The sequence below is a fragment of the Treponema peruense genome, assembly GCF_016117655.1.
Lineage (GTDB): Bacteria > Spirochaetota > Spirochaetia > Treponematales > Treponemataceae > Treponema_D > Treponema_D peruense.
The window spans coordinates 2,126,526-2,140,233 of record NZ_CP064936.1 but is presented as its reverse complement, the minus strand read 5'-3'; the positions used below and the strand labels follow the sequence as shown (position 1 = coordinate 2,140,233).

Sequence of the window (13,708 nt, the reverse complement as noted above, 5' to 3'; positions counted from 1 at the left end):
TTTTAGCAATAGCTATTTAATAAAGTTATGGCTGTTGATTTTTTTACTGTAGGACAGAGGATTCAGAAAAGACGAAAAACACTTCACAAAACGCAGGAACAAATGGCGGAAGCACTTTCGGTTTCGGTGGGATATGTCAGCCAGATTGAACGCGGAGTTACAAAAATCAGTTTAGACACGCTTTCGGAAATAACAGAATATTTGGACTGTAATTTTTCAGAGCTGCTTGACGGCACGGTTGTTCAGTCAAATTCTTATCTTAACGATGAAATAAAAACTCTGAAAAACAATCTTTCTCCTGCAAATAGAAAAATTCTTTCTGAAATTGCGGACATTCTTAAAAAAAATCAGATGGAATAAAATCGTTTTCCTGTAATAATTGAAGTTACATCAAAAATCTGTTAAAGTTGGCGTATGAAAATAAGCAGCAAATTTACGGTGGCGGTTCATACGTTGTTGTGCATTTACCGTTTTAACAAAGAATACAAGGTTACTTCGGATTTTATTGCCGGAAGCACGGGCGTAAATCCTGTGATTATACGGCGGACGCTCATTTCGCTCAAGGCGGCGGGTCTTGTGAACGTTGCGGCCGGAACTGGCGGAGCTGAGCTTGCGGTAAAGCCGGAGGATTTTACACTTTTTGACATTTACAAGGCTTCGGGCAGCATGGAAGAAAATATTTTTGGTTTTCACGAGAAGCCGAATCCCGCGTGCCCTGTTGGCGGAAACATTCACAACATACTCGACTCCCACCTTGCGGACGCACAGAAAGTGTTTGAGCAAAAGCTTGCAACGGTAAAATTTTCCGACCTTGCGGCAGAACTAAAAAAGGCGGAATCTGCGGAGAAATAACAAGCATAAGAAAACAACCTGCGGATAAAACTAAACATAAATTTGAATAAAAATTTTGATTTTAATTTTCTTTTTAAATTAAAAGGTACAGAATGTTAATAAAAGACGAAAATATTGACAAAGGAAAGGCTTTTGACTGGGGACGGACTTCATCGGATTACGCAAAATACCGCGACATATACCCGAAAGAATTTTACGATAAAATTATAAAACGCAAGCTTTGCATAAAAGGACAGTCCGTACTCGATATTGGAACGGGAACTGGAGTTATTCCACGTAATCTTTACCACTACGGTGCAGAATGGACGGCAGCGGACATCTCAGAAAACCAGATAGAACAGGCAAAACTTCTTTCAATTGGAAAGAAAATTAATTATTTTGTAAGCTTAACAGAAGATTTAAATTTTCCAAATGAAACTTTCGATATTATAACAGCATGCCAGTGTTTTTGGTATTTCAAACACAAAGTAACAGCTCCAAATTTTCACAAAATACTAAAGAAAGAAGGCCGGTTTTTGATTCTTTATATGGCTTGGCTTCCTTTCGATGACAAAATTGCAAGAGCCAGTGAGGATCTTGTTCTAAAATATAGCCCAAATTGGAGTGGTGGACGAGAAACAATCCATCAAATCCAAATTCCAGAAATCTACAACGAATATTTTCAACTTGTACATCACGAAGAATTTCCACTAAAGGTTCATTTTACTCGCGAATCATGGAATGGACGGATAAAAGCCTGCCGTGGAATCGGCGCTTCGCTTTCAAAAGAAGAAATTGTTGCATGGGAAACAGAACACAGAGAACTTCTTAAACAGATAGCACCAGAAGAATTCGACGTTCTTCATTATGCAGCAATAGCAGAATTAAAGAAAAAATAATATATACAATAAATTGGCGTTCCCACAATGCTTTGCATACGTGGCGGTCCGGCAATCACCTCCGGCGCTTGCCGGCGCTATGTCCGCAACTTGCTGCGCGCGGTCCTCACTTTGTTCGGACTGCCTTCGGCATTGCTTCCAGCGCTACCGCATCCGCCTAAAAAAGTTCCTTTAGATTTTCTAAAACTTCCACATCCGCAGGAAGCTATTTTTTGCTTTCAAGATTTTCATAGATTTTTAATAGAAGTTCTCTAAGCGTGTTTTTTCCATCTTCCGAAAGCCATTCGCCAAATTTATTTTCCAGCAGATTTTTGTCCGCGTCATTTTTTGTGCAGAGCTCGATTCCTTTTTCTGTTATGGCGACATTTTTAGACATTCTTCCGTTTTTTATTGTCATTTCTGTTTTTACAAGCTGCTTTTCTTCCAAACGCTTGATTATTCCGTTTGTCGTCGGGTGCGAGACTTCAAGAAAAGTTTCTATTTCTTTTTGCATAAATCCTCAATTCCAAGTTTTTGATTTGCGCCGTCCTGTTTGTCGGTGCTTACTCTGATATATCCGTATGTCATGAGTATATTATCGGAATTATAGTTTGATCTTTTTGTTCTTGGCTTTATTTACTCCAAAAACTTTGTATAATCAACATTCAATGCTTTACCAAGTTTTTTTGCCATTGCAAGACCGATAGTACGGCGATTATTTTCCATTGCAGAAAGATTTGTATATTTAGTTCCAACTATTTCTGCAAGCTGAACAAGTGTCAGTCCTGAGCGTTCACGATAAATTGAAAGTATTCTTCCAGGAGTCTTTCTTGCTTTGATTTCCTTAGCAACATCTGTAGTTTTCCATTCTTCAAGAAGTTCATCATCGTTTTCATCTTCTATAATTTGTGCATTTGGATATGCTTTTAAAATTGCTTCCTTAATAAGTGGAATTCCATGTCCGTTGAATGTTGCATTAATATGGCGCGTTTTCTCTACTACCTGCATAATATACCTCAATTTCAATATTGTTATTCTCGCATTTCCAGCAAGCCACATAGCTATAATTCAAATGACAATGATACGTTGTCTTTGAAAGTTTGGAATAATTAGGCCAAGAAGGTTGTTCAGGACCATTTGCTTCCAAGTCATCGGTCAGTTCATCAAATAAGTCTTGAACATTTTCCGGAAGTTTTCCAATATTTTGGCTAAGTTTTCTTTTGACAAGTACCTTGTATTTTGAAGTTTCTTCTCTCATAAATATAATGTATCATAATTGATATATAAAGGCAAGAAAAAAATATGCACTATGAAATCGTAAAAGTAATTTTTATAAAGTAACCGTCAAATCAACCCTGAAATTTACGCACAAAAAAAACATCCAAAATCAATAGCGGATGCTTTTTATTTTAATCAGGAAGCCATTGGCCCTGTGGCTGGAACGGTGTAATTTTAATATTCCACGGTAAAAGTTTCTGCCAGTCTTCAGTTGTTTCGCAGTAAGGTGTGCGCTCAAAAATACAACGCAGATAATCTTCCGGGCTCAAATTGTGGATTTTTGAAGTTTCAATCAATGTCAGAATCCAGCAGCTGCTTTCGGTCCCTTTCCCGCTTCCGTAGAACAACGAATTTTTCCTAAGCAGCGTAAACGGTCTTACAGTGCGCTCCGCTTCGTTGGTACTCGGAGTCAGAAATGAATAATCCAGATAACGCGTCAGGTTTTCCCAGCGGTTCAGACAGTAATTCATTGCCTGCCTTGTTTTTGAGCTTTCAAGAATTTTACGTTCTTTTTTCTCAAGAAGCCATTTGCAAAATGTTTTTAATTTTACGCCCTCGGGTAGAAGTTTATGACAAGATTTTATCTTTTGCTAATAGGGTTGGTTTGACTGTTACAAAAATAAACAGTCTTGAAGTTGGTAACAAAGAGGTACCTGTTATTGATTCTGTTCCCTCAGAAATAGAAGAAATGTCAAAAAAAGAACTTGAGAAATATATCTACACACTTCCGGCAAAGGAGTTGAAATTTGTTTTATGTGCTGAAAAGGCTAAATAGGTCTTTTTGTGTAAATACGCAAAAATTTCCAAAAATGACTTGCAGACACGTCCTTTAGGGAATGTACAAAAGATTCTGCAAAACAATACTATGTTTTTTTGGATGAAATTCAAAAAGTAATGGAAAATATTATATTCAACGAGCTCAAGCTCCGCGGTTTTAACGTTGATGTTGGAGTTGTTGAATATAACTACAAGGATTCAGAAGGCAAAAGCCAGCGTTCAAAATTGGAAGTTGATTTTATAGCAAATCTTGGAAGCAAGAAATTTTATATACAGTCAGCTTTGAATATTGATGATGAACAGAAAAAAGAGCAGGAAACAGCTTCTCTTAACCGTATTGATGATTCTTTCAGCAAGATAGTGGTAGTTAAAGACAATATTGAACCCTGGCAGGATGACAAGGGAATTCAATATATTGGAATTGAACAGTTTCTGCTTGAAGAAGACTGGTTAAGGTAGGGGAGCTGAAAAATGATAACAAAAAAACAGCTTTCATTTATCGACCGCAACAAAAAGCGTGATAAGGCCGAAATTGAGCAGCTTCAAAAAGACGGCTGGCGTGTTGGCGTTGTTTGGGAATGTTCCATAACCGGAAAGGGTAGGGCAGTAAAAATCCGTGATGTATCGGAAGAAATTTCTTTCTGGGGCTAGAAGGTAACGGCCAAATAAAAATCAGGAGGTCCCTCATGGTCTGTAAATTCTACGATATCGCCTAGGTTGGCAAATCTTTTGGGGAATATTTAAAGCATACTATCAGTGAAAATGAAGTTCTGCGTGATGAGTTGATTGTCCATCTGGCTAAAAGGAACATGCGGGGAACGATCAGCGTGACGGCGTGGTTTGACGCTCCTTATGACGCTTTGAATCCTGAAAGCCAGCTTGTGAATATGTATAAGAACCGAGTTTTCTCCGACAATCACAAAGAAACCTCAGACGTGCGATTGTTGTTACTTTCTTGACTAAAACGGCAGTATATTCTACTATAAACTACTATGACCGTTAATGAACTTCGCTCAAAATATATTGAGTTTTTTAAGTCAAAGGGACACGTTGAAATCAGCGGAAAATCACTTATTCCAAATAATGACCCTACAGTTTTGTTTACGACTGCCGGAATGCAGCCGCTAGTACCGTACCTTTTAGGCGAACCGCATCCATCGGGAACCAGACTTACCGACTACCAGAAGTGTGTCCGTACAGGAGATATCGATTCTGTCGGAGACCCGGCTCATCTTACCTTCTTTGAGATGCTGGGAAACTGGTCTTTGGGTGCATATTTCAAGCAGGAGTCCATTGCGTACAGTTACGAATTTCTTACAGATCCAAAATATCTTGGAATTCCTTCAGAAAAGCTTTCAGTTACAGTTTTTGAAGGCGAAAATGCAAACGGAACAGAAATTCCGCGCGATGACGAAGCTGCTTCACGCTGGGAAGAAATGGGCATTCCGCGCGAACGCATTTACTTTATGCCAAGAGAAGACAACTGGTGGGGTCCTGCCGGTCAGACAGGTCCTTGCGGTCCCGATACAGAAATTTTCTATGATACAGGAAAGCCAAAGTGCGGACCTGACTGTAAACCTGGCTGCCACTGCGGAAAATTCGTAGAAATCTGGAACAACGTTTTCATGCAGTACAACAAGGATGCAGAAGGCCATTACACTCCGCTTGCAAGAAAATGTGTTGACACCGGAATGGGTGCCGAAAGAACCGTAGCAATGCTTAACGGACAGGCAACTGTTTATGACACAGACGTTTTTGTTCCTATTATAAACAAAATAGAAGAACTTTCTGGAAAAAAATACGGAACTGACGAAAAAACAGACCGTTCATTCCGCGTAATTGCAGATCATGTAAGAACTGCAACATTTATTCTTGGAGACCCACAGGCCGTTACACCAAGCAATGTGGGTGCAGGTTACATTCTTCGCCGCATAATCCGTCGCGCTGTAAGAGACGGAAGAAAACTGGGCCTTGACGGAACATTCCTTACCGCTCCTGCTGCTGTTGTAATAGAAGAATACAAGAATGCATACCCCGAACTTGAAGAACACAAAGATTTTATCTTCAAAGAAATAGAAAACGAAGAAAAGAAATTCCTCAACACACTCAAAAAGGGTGAGGCTGAATTTGAAAAGCTTCTTCCAAATCTTCAGAAAAACCCGCAGAAGATAATTCCGGGTCGTGTGGCATTCCGTCTTTACGATACCTTTGGATTCCCAATTGAACTTACACAGGAAATGGCCGAAGAAAACGGAATGAAAGTTGATGTTGAAGGATTCAAGGAAGCCGAAAAGAAGCACCAGGAACTTTCACGCGACACCAGCGGACAGCAGTTCAAGGGCGGACTTATTGACCACAGCGAGATAACTACAAAATATCATACTGCAACACATCTTCTTCAGCAGGCACTTGTCAACGTACTCGGACCGCAGGTTGCACAGAAGGGTTCAAATATTACTTCAGAGCGCATGCGTTTTGATTTCTCTTTTGAAAGGGCAATGACAAAAGAAGAAATAAAGAAGGTTGAAGATATCGTAAACGAACAGATTGCAAAAGATCTTCCCGTAACAATGGAAGTTATGGATCTTGAAGCTGCAAAAAAATCAGGCGCAAGAGCCCTGTTCGGTGAAAAGTACGATAAACAGGTTTCTGTTTATACAATCGGTGACTTCAGTAAGGAAGTATGCGGCGGACCACATGTTCAGCATACGGGACTTATCGGTCATTTCCATATTGTAAAGGAACAGTCTTCTTCTGCAGGAGTAAGAAGAATCAGGGCTGTTATTGACTAAGGTTGCCTTAAAAGACTGTAACAAAACAGCAAAAAAAATGTTATATTAAAAAGAATCGTGCGTGTTCGTGCGTTTAAAAATTTTGCAGAGGTTTTTATGAAACGATTAGCTATTGGATTTGCACTTCTTCTTTCGGCTGTTGCAGGTGTTTTTGCACAGAATGACTTTCAGCCGCTGGCAGTTGTGAAGCTGAATAAATCCGAGACAATAACTTTAAAACAGCTTAAGACAAGAGCAAATTTTGTTCTTACACAGTATAAGCCCTACGGAATAAAGGAACTGACTTCCGACCAGAAAAAGCAGATTCTCGAGAATCTTATTGACGAAAAGCTTATTACTCAGGCAGCGGCAAAAGAAGGAATGTCTGTTACCGACAGTCAGGTGACAAGTGCTTTCCTTAATACATTCAGCCAGCAGCTTGGTACTTCTGTTACTGAAGCACAGCTTGAAGATCTTATCAAACAGCGTACCGGCCTTACTCTGGACGGATACCTTAAGGAAAACAGCGGAATGGGTACAGCCGAATACAAGGCTTATCTCAAGAACCAGTTGATTGCACAGCAGTATGTTTATACAAAAAAGCAGAACGAGCTTCAGAAAGTGGCTGCAACAGATGATGAAATCCGCAATGCCTACGAGATGAACAAGTCAACTTTTGTATGGAATGACATGCTCAAACTTTTCCTTGTTATTGTTCCGGCAGGTGACGACAAGGTCGCAGCACGCGCTCTTGCCACTGACCTTCGCAACCAGTATGTAAAGGACAACAAACAGGGGTCCAAGATGAAGGTCTCTGAAGACAACGGAAAAAAATACAGAGCCGGTGATCTTACAGTAGCCAAAACTGCACAGCAGGCACAGCAGCTTGGCTGGTCTTATGACAAAATTATAGAACTTTTCGGCAAGGACATTGGATTTGTCAGTGAAATTACAGAAACAGACACAGACTTTCAGTTCTATGCTGTTCTCAAAAAATTTGATGCAAAAATGCTTGCTCTGAGCGATGTGGTTCAGCCTGAAACAACAGTAACTGTTTATGACTACATCAAGCAGAATCTTACATCCCAGAAGCAGAGCCAGTATTTTTCCGAATCTGTACAGAAGATAGCTGAAGAGTTGGATACTCCGGAAAATGTTGAACGCAAGAAAACCGGTGATGATCTTGTAAAACTGCTTAACTGGTAAGGAAACAAAAGTGTCACGAAGAAAAGGACGCATTCTGGCTTTTCAGGCTCTCTATTCCCATGATGTCGGTGAAGTTCCGCTTGATGAACTTCTTCGCTTTGAGTGGGATAAAAAAGAAGGCTCTGAGACAGAACCAGACAGTTATGATTTTGCCCGTATTCTCGTTTCGGGCACGATTAACCATCAGGAAGAAATAGACGCTCTTATAAAAAAGCATCTGTCAGACAACTGGGATTTTGAGCGTGTAAACAAAGTTTCGCTTGCAATTCTTAGAATAAGCATTTTTACACTTCTTTTTCAAAAAGATGTGCATCCGTCGATTGTTATTGACGAAGCTATTGCCATTGCAAAGGATTACGGCGAAACAGACTCGTTCAGGTTCATTAATGCAGTGCTGGACAATATCCGCAAAGAGACTGCTTCTTGAAAAAAGTATTTATTACGGCACTGGCCTTGCTGGTGTCGTTTTTTATTTCATGTTCCTCCCGTTCCAAAGGCGACTCCTTTACCGCCATTCTTAATTCCATAGATAACTGTATTTCACAGGGAAATGTTTCTGATGCAATGACTGAATTGAAACGTGCCCAAAAACACTCATACAGTTCTTTTGAAAGAATTGCTGTTTACAAAAGATACAAAATTCTTGGCGAAAACGAACTTGCAAGAAAAGTAATTGAACGTGCCTATAAAAGTCTGCCCGAAAATAACGAAATCTGCGCTGTTTATGCCGATATTCTTATTTCTGAAAATAATTATACACTTGCTGCTTCTGTTGCAAAGAATCTGGCTGATACACCCTATTCGTCTGTACTGGCAGAAGCGGTTCTGAGTGAAGCTTTTTATACTGAATTTTCTTCTGCCGGTGAAGACGAAAAAAAACTCGTGTTTCAGGAAGAACGTTTTATTCCGGTTTACCTGAATGCGTGGAACGGTTCAAAAGATTCCCGGTGGATTATGAATGCTGCAGCCGTTTATTTGAAGAGAGGAAACTTTGAAAAGGCAGTGTCTCTTTTTCAGGACGGGGTAAATGACGGCCGTTCTGCAGTTTTCTGGGCAAAAGTTTTTTATGATTCAGGGCTTTTTGCAGAAAGTCTTGATGTTCTCAAAACGAAAGACATTTCTTATGCAACGGGCGCTGATTATGCTGCATATTTTGAAGCGCTTTCCCTTGAGTCAGACCTGCATTATCTTTTGGAGGACTATAAAAGTTCGGCGCTTTGTTCCAAAACTTTGACTGAGGCAGCCGCTTCTGTTCCTGAAACAGATGAATCTGTGCGCTCTGATTTAGCTAATGCCTATGTTAATCTGGCTTCATATGCATTTCGTGAGAACAATGAACTTAAACGGTATGAGTATGTTTCGGAGGCATTGGAAAAATTTCCGGTGAATGAACGTGTTCTTGCCTGCTATTCAGATTTTGCGCTGGATCTGGCAGCAGAACCTCCTGAATCTGAATTGATTCAAAAACTCAGGCAGGTTGGACTGAAAACTCTCTCTATGGAAAAAAAGGATTCAATTCCTGCGGTTTATGCAGAAGATGCACTTTTGCACATTACGCAGGCTGCAGAATCAGAAAAAGCTGCAGGAAGGGATTTTGCCGCTCTGAGTGTTCTTGCAGAAAAACTTTATTCTTATATTCATGAAAGTGAAGGCTCTGCACTTCTTTTGCCAAGAGTGTGGACCTTTCTTGAAAACAACGAAAGCAACGCCAAAGACGGAACTTTTTCATACCCAGAGCCGGTTGTGCGCTATGCAGTAGAAAAACTTAGCGCGGCGGGTAATGAAGAGGATGCTGGCCGCATTTTTGATGGCTATATTTACGGTAAATACGGTGCCGGCTGTGATTTTTCTGACTGTGAACTTTGGGAAAGGGAATATGCGGCCTGGTTTGCTTCAAAAAACAATGTATCAGAAGCATTTTCTTTGTATGATGCAATTCAGAGTCAGTACGGTAAGCCTGCGGACTTTGCTTTTTCCCCGGATACAAGGAAAAGTGTAATACGTTCACTTGTAAACATGGCTGCAATATGTGAGGACTCCGGTGAGGCTTCGCGCGCCCTTGAATATCTGAACAAAGCTTCTTCCATAACGCCTGCAGGAACCCTTAAGGCCGAAATCCTTTACAGAACAGCCTGCGTTCAGTATGAAAATGAGCAGAAAGCTTCTGCAATACGCTCCCTTCAGTATGCACTTTCGCTTAACCCGTCCCACAGAAAGGCTGCACTTTATTTAAGAAAAATACAGTCCCAAAGACAATAAAAAAATTTGACTATTTGCCCGAATCTTTGTAACTTATAAATACGAAAATGCAGATTAAAGCGTGAAATTCCGGGTAATACTGGATGAACATGCTGAATTTTCAAAATAGTTTTAATTCTGGAGGATTTTTATGAAAATCAGACCATTGGCAGATCGTGTATTGGTAAAGCAGGTTGCGGCAGAAACAAAGACTGCCGGCGGACTTATTATTCCTGACACAGCACAGGAAAAAACCCAGCAGGCAACTGTAGAGGCTGTAGGTCCCGGAACAGAAGATGAAAAAATTACTGTAAAGGTCGGTGACAAGATTCTTTATGACAAGTATGCCGGAACCGGAATAAAAATTGACGGTGAAGATTATCTTATTCTTAAGAACTCTGATATCATCGCTGTTGTAGAGTAAGTTTATTTTCTTATAAAATGAAAAAAGATCGTCAGAATTTATTCCGACGGTCTTAAATTTCCATATTATTCTGTTTAAGTGTGTCATAATGACGCACTTTTTTTTATCTTTTTTTTGCGGCGGGAAAATTTGACTCAGTTTTTTTTCTGACAAATTTTTTGTGTCTAAAATGACACAGAATTTGCGCCAGAATCCGCTTTTTTTTAAGTTTTTTGATTTTTTTTTGTCTTTTTTAAATGTTGGCACACTATATGCTATATATAAAGTATAAGAAATATTTTACGAGGTGGCAATATGAAAGACAGTTTTTGCAAAGATTTAGACGTAATGAAACTTCATCTGAACGAAATCAATAAGATTCCTCTTCTCTCAAATGAAAAGGAAGTAGAACTTGCAAAAAAAGCCGCTTCGGGAGACAAGGCTGCACGCGATCTGCTGGTTTCTTCAAACATGCGCTTTGTTGTCAATGTAGCAAAAAAGTACCAGAACAGGGGTCTTGATCTTGAAGACCTTATAAGTGAAGGTTATGTTGGACTTCTTGAAGCTGTTACACGCTTTGATGTAGACCGTGGATATCATTTTATTTCGTACGCTGTATGGTGGATCCGCCAGTCAATTCTTAAGGCTGTTTATGAAAAGGGCCGCGCAATCCGCCTTCCGATGAACAGAACAAATGAAATTCTTCAGATAGAAAAAGCAAGAAAAGCCGTATCAGGTTCTTCAAAAAAGACTGAGGCTCAGGAACTTGACGAGATTGCTTCCATGCTTGGAATGACAAAATACCATGTTCGCGAGATGCTTGATATTTCAAGAGACACACTTAGTCTTGACGCTCCGTCTTCTTACGATGACAGCGGAAAAATGACTTTGGGTGACAGTGTTGCAAGTGATACTCGCTCTGACCCGAGTGAAAATGCAATGGACTCTTCTCTTCGCGACAGTATTTTTGAAGTACTCGGAACTTTGGACAGCAAGTCTGCACAGGTTTTGAGAATGAGATTCGGTCTGGACAGCGGTGAGTGTATGTCCTTGAAGCAGGTTGGTGACCACTTTAACCTTACAAAAGAAAGAATCCGCCAGATAGAAAAAACTGCAATAATGAGAATAAGAAATTCTTCCAGAAAAGACAAGCTTGTTGACTACGTTGCTTAATTCTTAGATTTTCTGCTGTTTTTGCAAAAAGCTGATTGCGTCCAGACGGGCAGTTTTGAGAACTTCCTTGTCGCGGGCAAGATCAGCTATATTCAGTGTAAGATAGCCGGACTGGACTGTTCCTGAAACTTCTCCCGGTCCGCGAAGTTTTAAATCTTCTTCTGCAATTTTGAATCCGTCTGTTGTTTCATGAAGAGCCTTAAGTCGCTCTATTCCCGTTTGTGTTATATTTTTTCCGTAGATAAGAAAACAATAGGACTGTGCACTTCCGCGTCCGACACGCCCCCTTAACTGGTGAAGTTCTGCCAGTCCGAACCTGTCTGCATGTTCTATTACCATACAGGTTGCATTCGGTACGTCTACTCCTACTTCTACAACTGTCGTTGCTACAAGAATATTTGTTGTTCCGTCTCTGAAACTGTCCAGAAGCGCATTCTGTTCTGTTTCTTCGGTTTTTCCGTGTACGAGAGCGCATTTGTATTCCGGGTAGACTTTATTTGAAAGAAAAGTGAACATTTCCTGTGCTGACTTTAAGCTTTTGTCCTGGTTTTCTTCCGAAATTCTCGGGTAAACGAAATATGCCTGTCTTCCAGCCTGTAGTTCTTTGCGTACGGCTTCGTAAACGTTTGCTTCATGTCCCATGACGCTCAGGTAGGTTTTTATGCTTTTTCTTCCTTCGGGCATTGTTCTTATTGTGCTGATGTCCAGATCGCCGAATACTGTAAGGGCCAATGTCTGCGGAATAGGTGTTGCGCTCATCATGAGTACATCGGGAGTGTGGGTGTATTTTCCTTCAGAAACACGGCCTTTTGCCACGATACTTTCCCTTTGTGCCACGCCGAATCTGTGCTGCTCGTCTATTACGGCAAGCTGCAGTTTTTTGTAATTTGTGTTGTGGCTGAACAGTGCATGTGTTCCGATAACGATGTCTATGTCACCGGTTTTGAGTGCTTTCAGTAAATTTTCGCGGCCTGCAGATTTTATGTTTGCAGTAAGAAATGCAACTTTTACGCCAAGTGGGCCAAGTCTTTTTGCGGCGTTGTCGGCATGCTGGCGGGCAAGAAGTTCTGTCGGTGCAAGAACAGCGCACTGGCCTCCGTAATCGACTACACGCAGGCACACAAAGAATGCTGCCAGTGTTTTTCCGCTTCCGACGTCTCCCTGTAAAAGCCGTTGCATTGAAAAAGGATTTCTCTGAAGATTCCACGCAGAATTTTCCATGGAATTGTTTTCATTTTGGCTGCGGTCTATTTCTGCATTCATTTCAAAGATGGATTGCATCTGGTCGCGTGTAAGGTCAAATTCAAGTCTTTCAAAAAGCTGTTTTTGTTTTGGGGAAAGCGATGCTGCAAATTTCTCTTTTGTAAGGGAAGAGGTGGCATTCTGCAGCTGTTTTTTTTCGGAATCGGCGGGTAATGTTCCCCTGTGTTCCAGTGCCCTTAGTGCCATTTTTTGTTCAAAAAGATAGAGCTCTTCGTAAATGAGTGTGGCGCGTGCTTCTTTTGCCTGTGAGATGGTTGCCGGAACATGAACGTACACAAGCGCATGTTTTTTGGAAAGCAGTTTTCTTTCACTGATTATTTCCTGCGGAATCTCATCGTCTATTCCCATTCCGTATTGCTTTAGTGCGAGTGCAACAGTTTTGCGGAATACTTTTTGCGACAGCCCTTCTGTAAGCGGGTAGATTGGAAGAACCGCACTGTCAGGCGCTGTCTTGTTCTGCCAGTCATTTATGTCGCCTGTGTCTGCAATTTTTACAGCATCAAAGGCCGAAGACTGAAGCTGACCGTATTTTTCTATAAACTGTCCTGTTACTGAAACCAGCGAGCCTTCGGGAAGCGATTTTTGCAGGAACGGACGGTTAAAGGCAACCAGCCACGCCTGCGCAGTTCCGTCTGTTACCGCAATTTTAAGGGTTTTCATGCGGCCGTAACCAAACCATTCGTAACCTGTGACTTTGCAGACTGTATGAACTTTTGCGGTTTTGTATTCACTGAGCGGGATTTTTTTTGTTCTGTCTTCGTAGTCTCTGGGATAAGTCGAAAGAAGGTCTGCCACTGTAAAAATGCCCATTTTTGAAAACAGTTTTGCCGTGGATGGACCAACGCCCTGGAGACCTTCTACTGCAGTTTCTATTTCTGACAGTTTCACGG

The 13,708-nt window shown here is 40.8% G+C and carries 17 protein-coding genes; 12 read left to right on the top strand and 5 right to left on the bottom strand.

Features of this window, described 5'->3' with window-relative positions:
- The first annotated feature begins 27 nt into the window (after positions 1-27).
- The 3 genes from IWA51_RS09735 (at position 28) to IWA51_RS09725 (ending at position 1,730) form a co-directional block, all read left to right on the top strand.
- The gene (locus tag IWA51_RS09735) at positions 28-360 is read left to right on the top strand and encodes a helix-turn-helix domain-containing protein (protein WP_198442260.1); all 333 of its coding nucleotides are present in this window, start codon (positions 28-30) and stop codon (positions 358-360) included.
- Positions 361-414: 54 nt separating this feature from the next.
- Positions 415-852, top strand: coding sequence for an Rrf2 family transcriptional regulator (locus IWA51_RS09730; protein WP_198442259.1), 438 nt, complete (start codon positions 415-417; stop codon positions 850-852).
- Between the two features lie 92 nt (positions 853-944).
- Complete coding sequence (locus IWA51_RS09725; protein WP_198442258.1) at positions 945-1,730, top strand: class I SAM-dependent methyltransferase; 786 nt, start codon at positions 945-947, stop codon at positions 1,728-1,730.
- A 205-nt stretch (positions 1,731-1,935) separates the two neighbouring features.
- Here IWA51_RS09725 and IWA51_RS09720 read toward each other — a convergent pair whose 3' ends face one another.
- The 4 genes from IWA51_RS09720 to IWA51_RS12935 all read right to left on the bottom strand — a co-directional run bounded on the left by IWA51_RS09720 (position 1,936) and on the right by IWA51_RS12935 (position 3,487).
- The gene (locus tag IWA51_RS09720) at positions 1,936-2,223 is read right to left on the bottom strand and encodes a MarR family winged helix-turn-helix transcriptional regulator (protein WP_198442257.1); all 288 of its coding nucleotides are present in this window, start codon (positions 2,221-2,223) and stop codon (positions 1,936-1,938) included.
- Positions 2,224-2,345: 122 nt separating this feature from the next.
- Positions 2,346-2,717, bottom strand: a complete 372-nt coding sequence (locus tag IWA51_RS09715; RefSeq protein WP_198442256.1) for a helix-turn-helix domain-containing protein — start codon at positions 2,715-2,717, stop codon at positions 2,346-2,348.
- Positions 2,686-2,967, bottom strand: a complete 282-nt coding sequence (locus tag IWA51_RS09710; protein ID WP_198442255.1) for a hypothetical protein — start codon at positions 2,965-2,967, stop codon at positions 2,686-2,688. Before IWA51_RS09710 ends, IWA51_RS09715 begins: the two co-directional genes overlap by 32 nt.
- Positions 2,968-3,118: 151 nt before the next feature.
- Entirely contained in the window at positions 3,119-3,487 is a 369-nt protein-coding gene (locus tag IWA51_RS12935; RefSeq protein ID WP_353867124.1) for an IS66 family transposase, read from the bottom strand.
- Here IWA51_RS12935 and IWA51_RS12695 point away from each other — a divergent pair.
- From IWA51_RS12695 to IWA51_RS09660, 9 genes are all read left to right on the top strand, one after another.
- The gene (locus tag IWA51_RS12695) at positions 3,403-3,762 is read left to right on the top strand and encodes a hypothetical protein (RefSeq protein WP_230402646.1); all 360 of its coding nucleotides are present in this window, start codon (positions 3,403-3,405) and stop codon (positions 3,760-3,762) included. The two genes, IWA51_RS12935 and IWA51_RS12695, sit on opposite strands and share 85 nt — an antisense overlap.
- A gap of 98 nt (positions 3,763-3,860) precedes the next feature.
- Positions 3,861-4,223 carry an ATP-binding protein gene (locus IWA51_RS09695; RefSeq protein WP_198442253.1) on the top strand — a complete coding sequence of 121 codons (363 nt, stop codon included), beginning with the start codon at positions 3,861-3,863 and terminating at the stop codon, positions 4,221-4,223.
- 12 nt (positions 4,224-4,235) lie between these two features.
- Positions 4,236-4,415, top strand: a complete 180-nt coding sequence (locus IWA51_RS09690) for a PDDEXK family nuclease (RefSeq protein ID WP_177527715.1) — start codon at positions 4,236-4,238, stop codon at positions 4,413-4,415.
- A gap of 341 nt (positions 4,416-4,756) precedes the next feature.
- Complete coding sequence (locus IWA51_RS09685; RefSeq protein ID WP_198442252.1) at positions 4,757-6,556, top strand: alanine--tRNA ligase; 1,800 nt, start codon at positions 4,757-4,759, stop codon at positions 6,554-6,556.
- Positions 6,557-6,613: 57 nt separating this feature from the next.
- A complete protein-coding gene (locus tag IWA51_RS09680; RefSeq protein ID WP_268969364.1) occupies positions 6,614-7,741 on the top strand; it encodes an MOSP complex formation periplasmic protein, TDE1658 family in 1,128 nt (375 codons plus the stop codon).
- A 10-nt stretch (positions 7,742-7,751) separates the two neighbouring features.
- The gene (gene nusB / locus IWA51_RS09675; protein ID WP_177527711.1) at positions 7,752-8,168 is read left to right on the top strand and encodes a transcription antitermination factor NusB; all 417 of its coding nucleotides are present in this window, start codon (positions 7,752-7,754) and stop codon (positions 8,166-8,168) included.
- Positions 8,165-10,000 carry a tetratricopeptide repeat protein gene (locus IWA51_RS09670; protein WP_198442251.1) on the top strand — a complete coding sequence of 612 codons (1,836 nt, stop codon included), beginning with the start codon at positions 8,165-8,167 and terminating at the stop codon, positions 9,998-10,000. Before nusB ends, IWA51_RS09670 begins: the two co-directional genes overlap by 4 nt.
- Before the next feature lie 130 nt (positions 10,001-10,130).
- Positions 10,131-10,403 carry a co-chaperone GroES gene (locus IWA51_RS09665; protein ID WP_177527709.1) on the top strand — a complete coding sequence of 91 codons (273 nt, stop codon included), beginning with the start codon at positions 10,131-10,133 and terminating at the stop codon, positions 10,401-10,403.
- 294 nt (positions 10,404-10,697) lie between these two features.
- A complete protein-coding gene (locus tag IWA51_RS09660; protein WP_177527708.1) occupies positions 10,698-11,555 on the top strand; it encodes a sigma-70 family RNA polymerase sigma factor in 858 nt (285 codons plus the stop codon).
- Positions 11,556-11,558: 3 nt separating this feature from the next.
- Here the strand turns inward: IWA51_RS09660 and recG are convergent, their stop codons facing one another.
- Entirely contained in the window at positions 11,559-13,706 is a 2,148-nt protein-coding gene (gene recG, locus IWA51_RS09655; protein WP_198442250.1) for an ATP-dependent DNA helicase RecG, read from the bottom strand.
- Positions 13,707-13,708 lie beyond the last annotated feature (2 nt).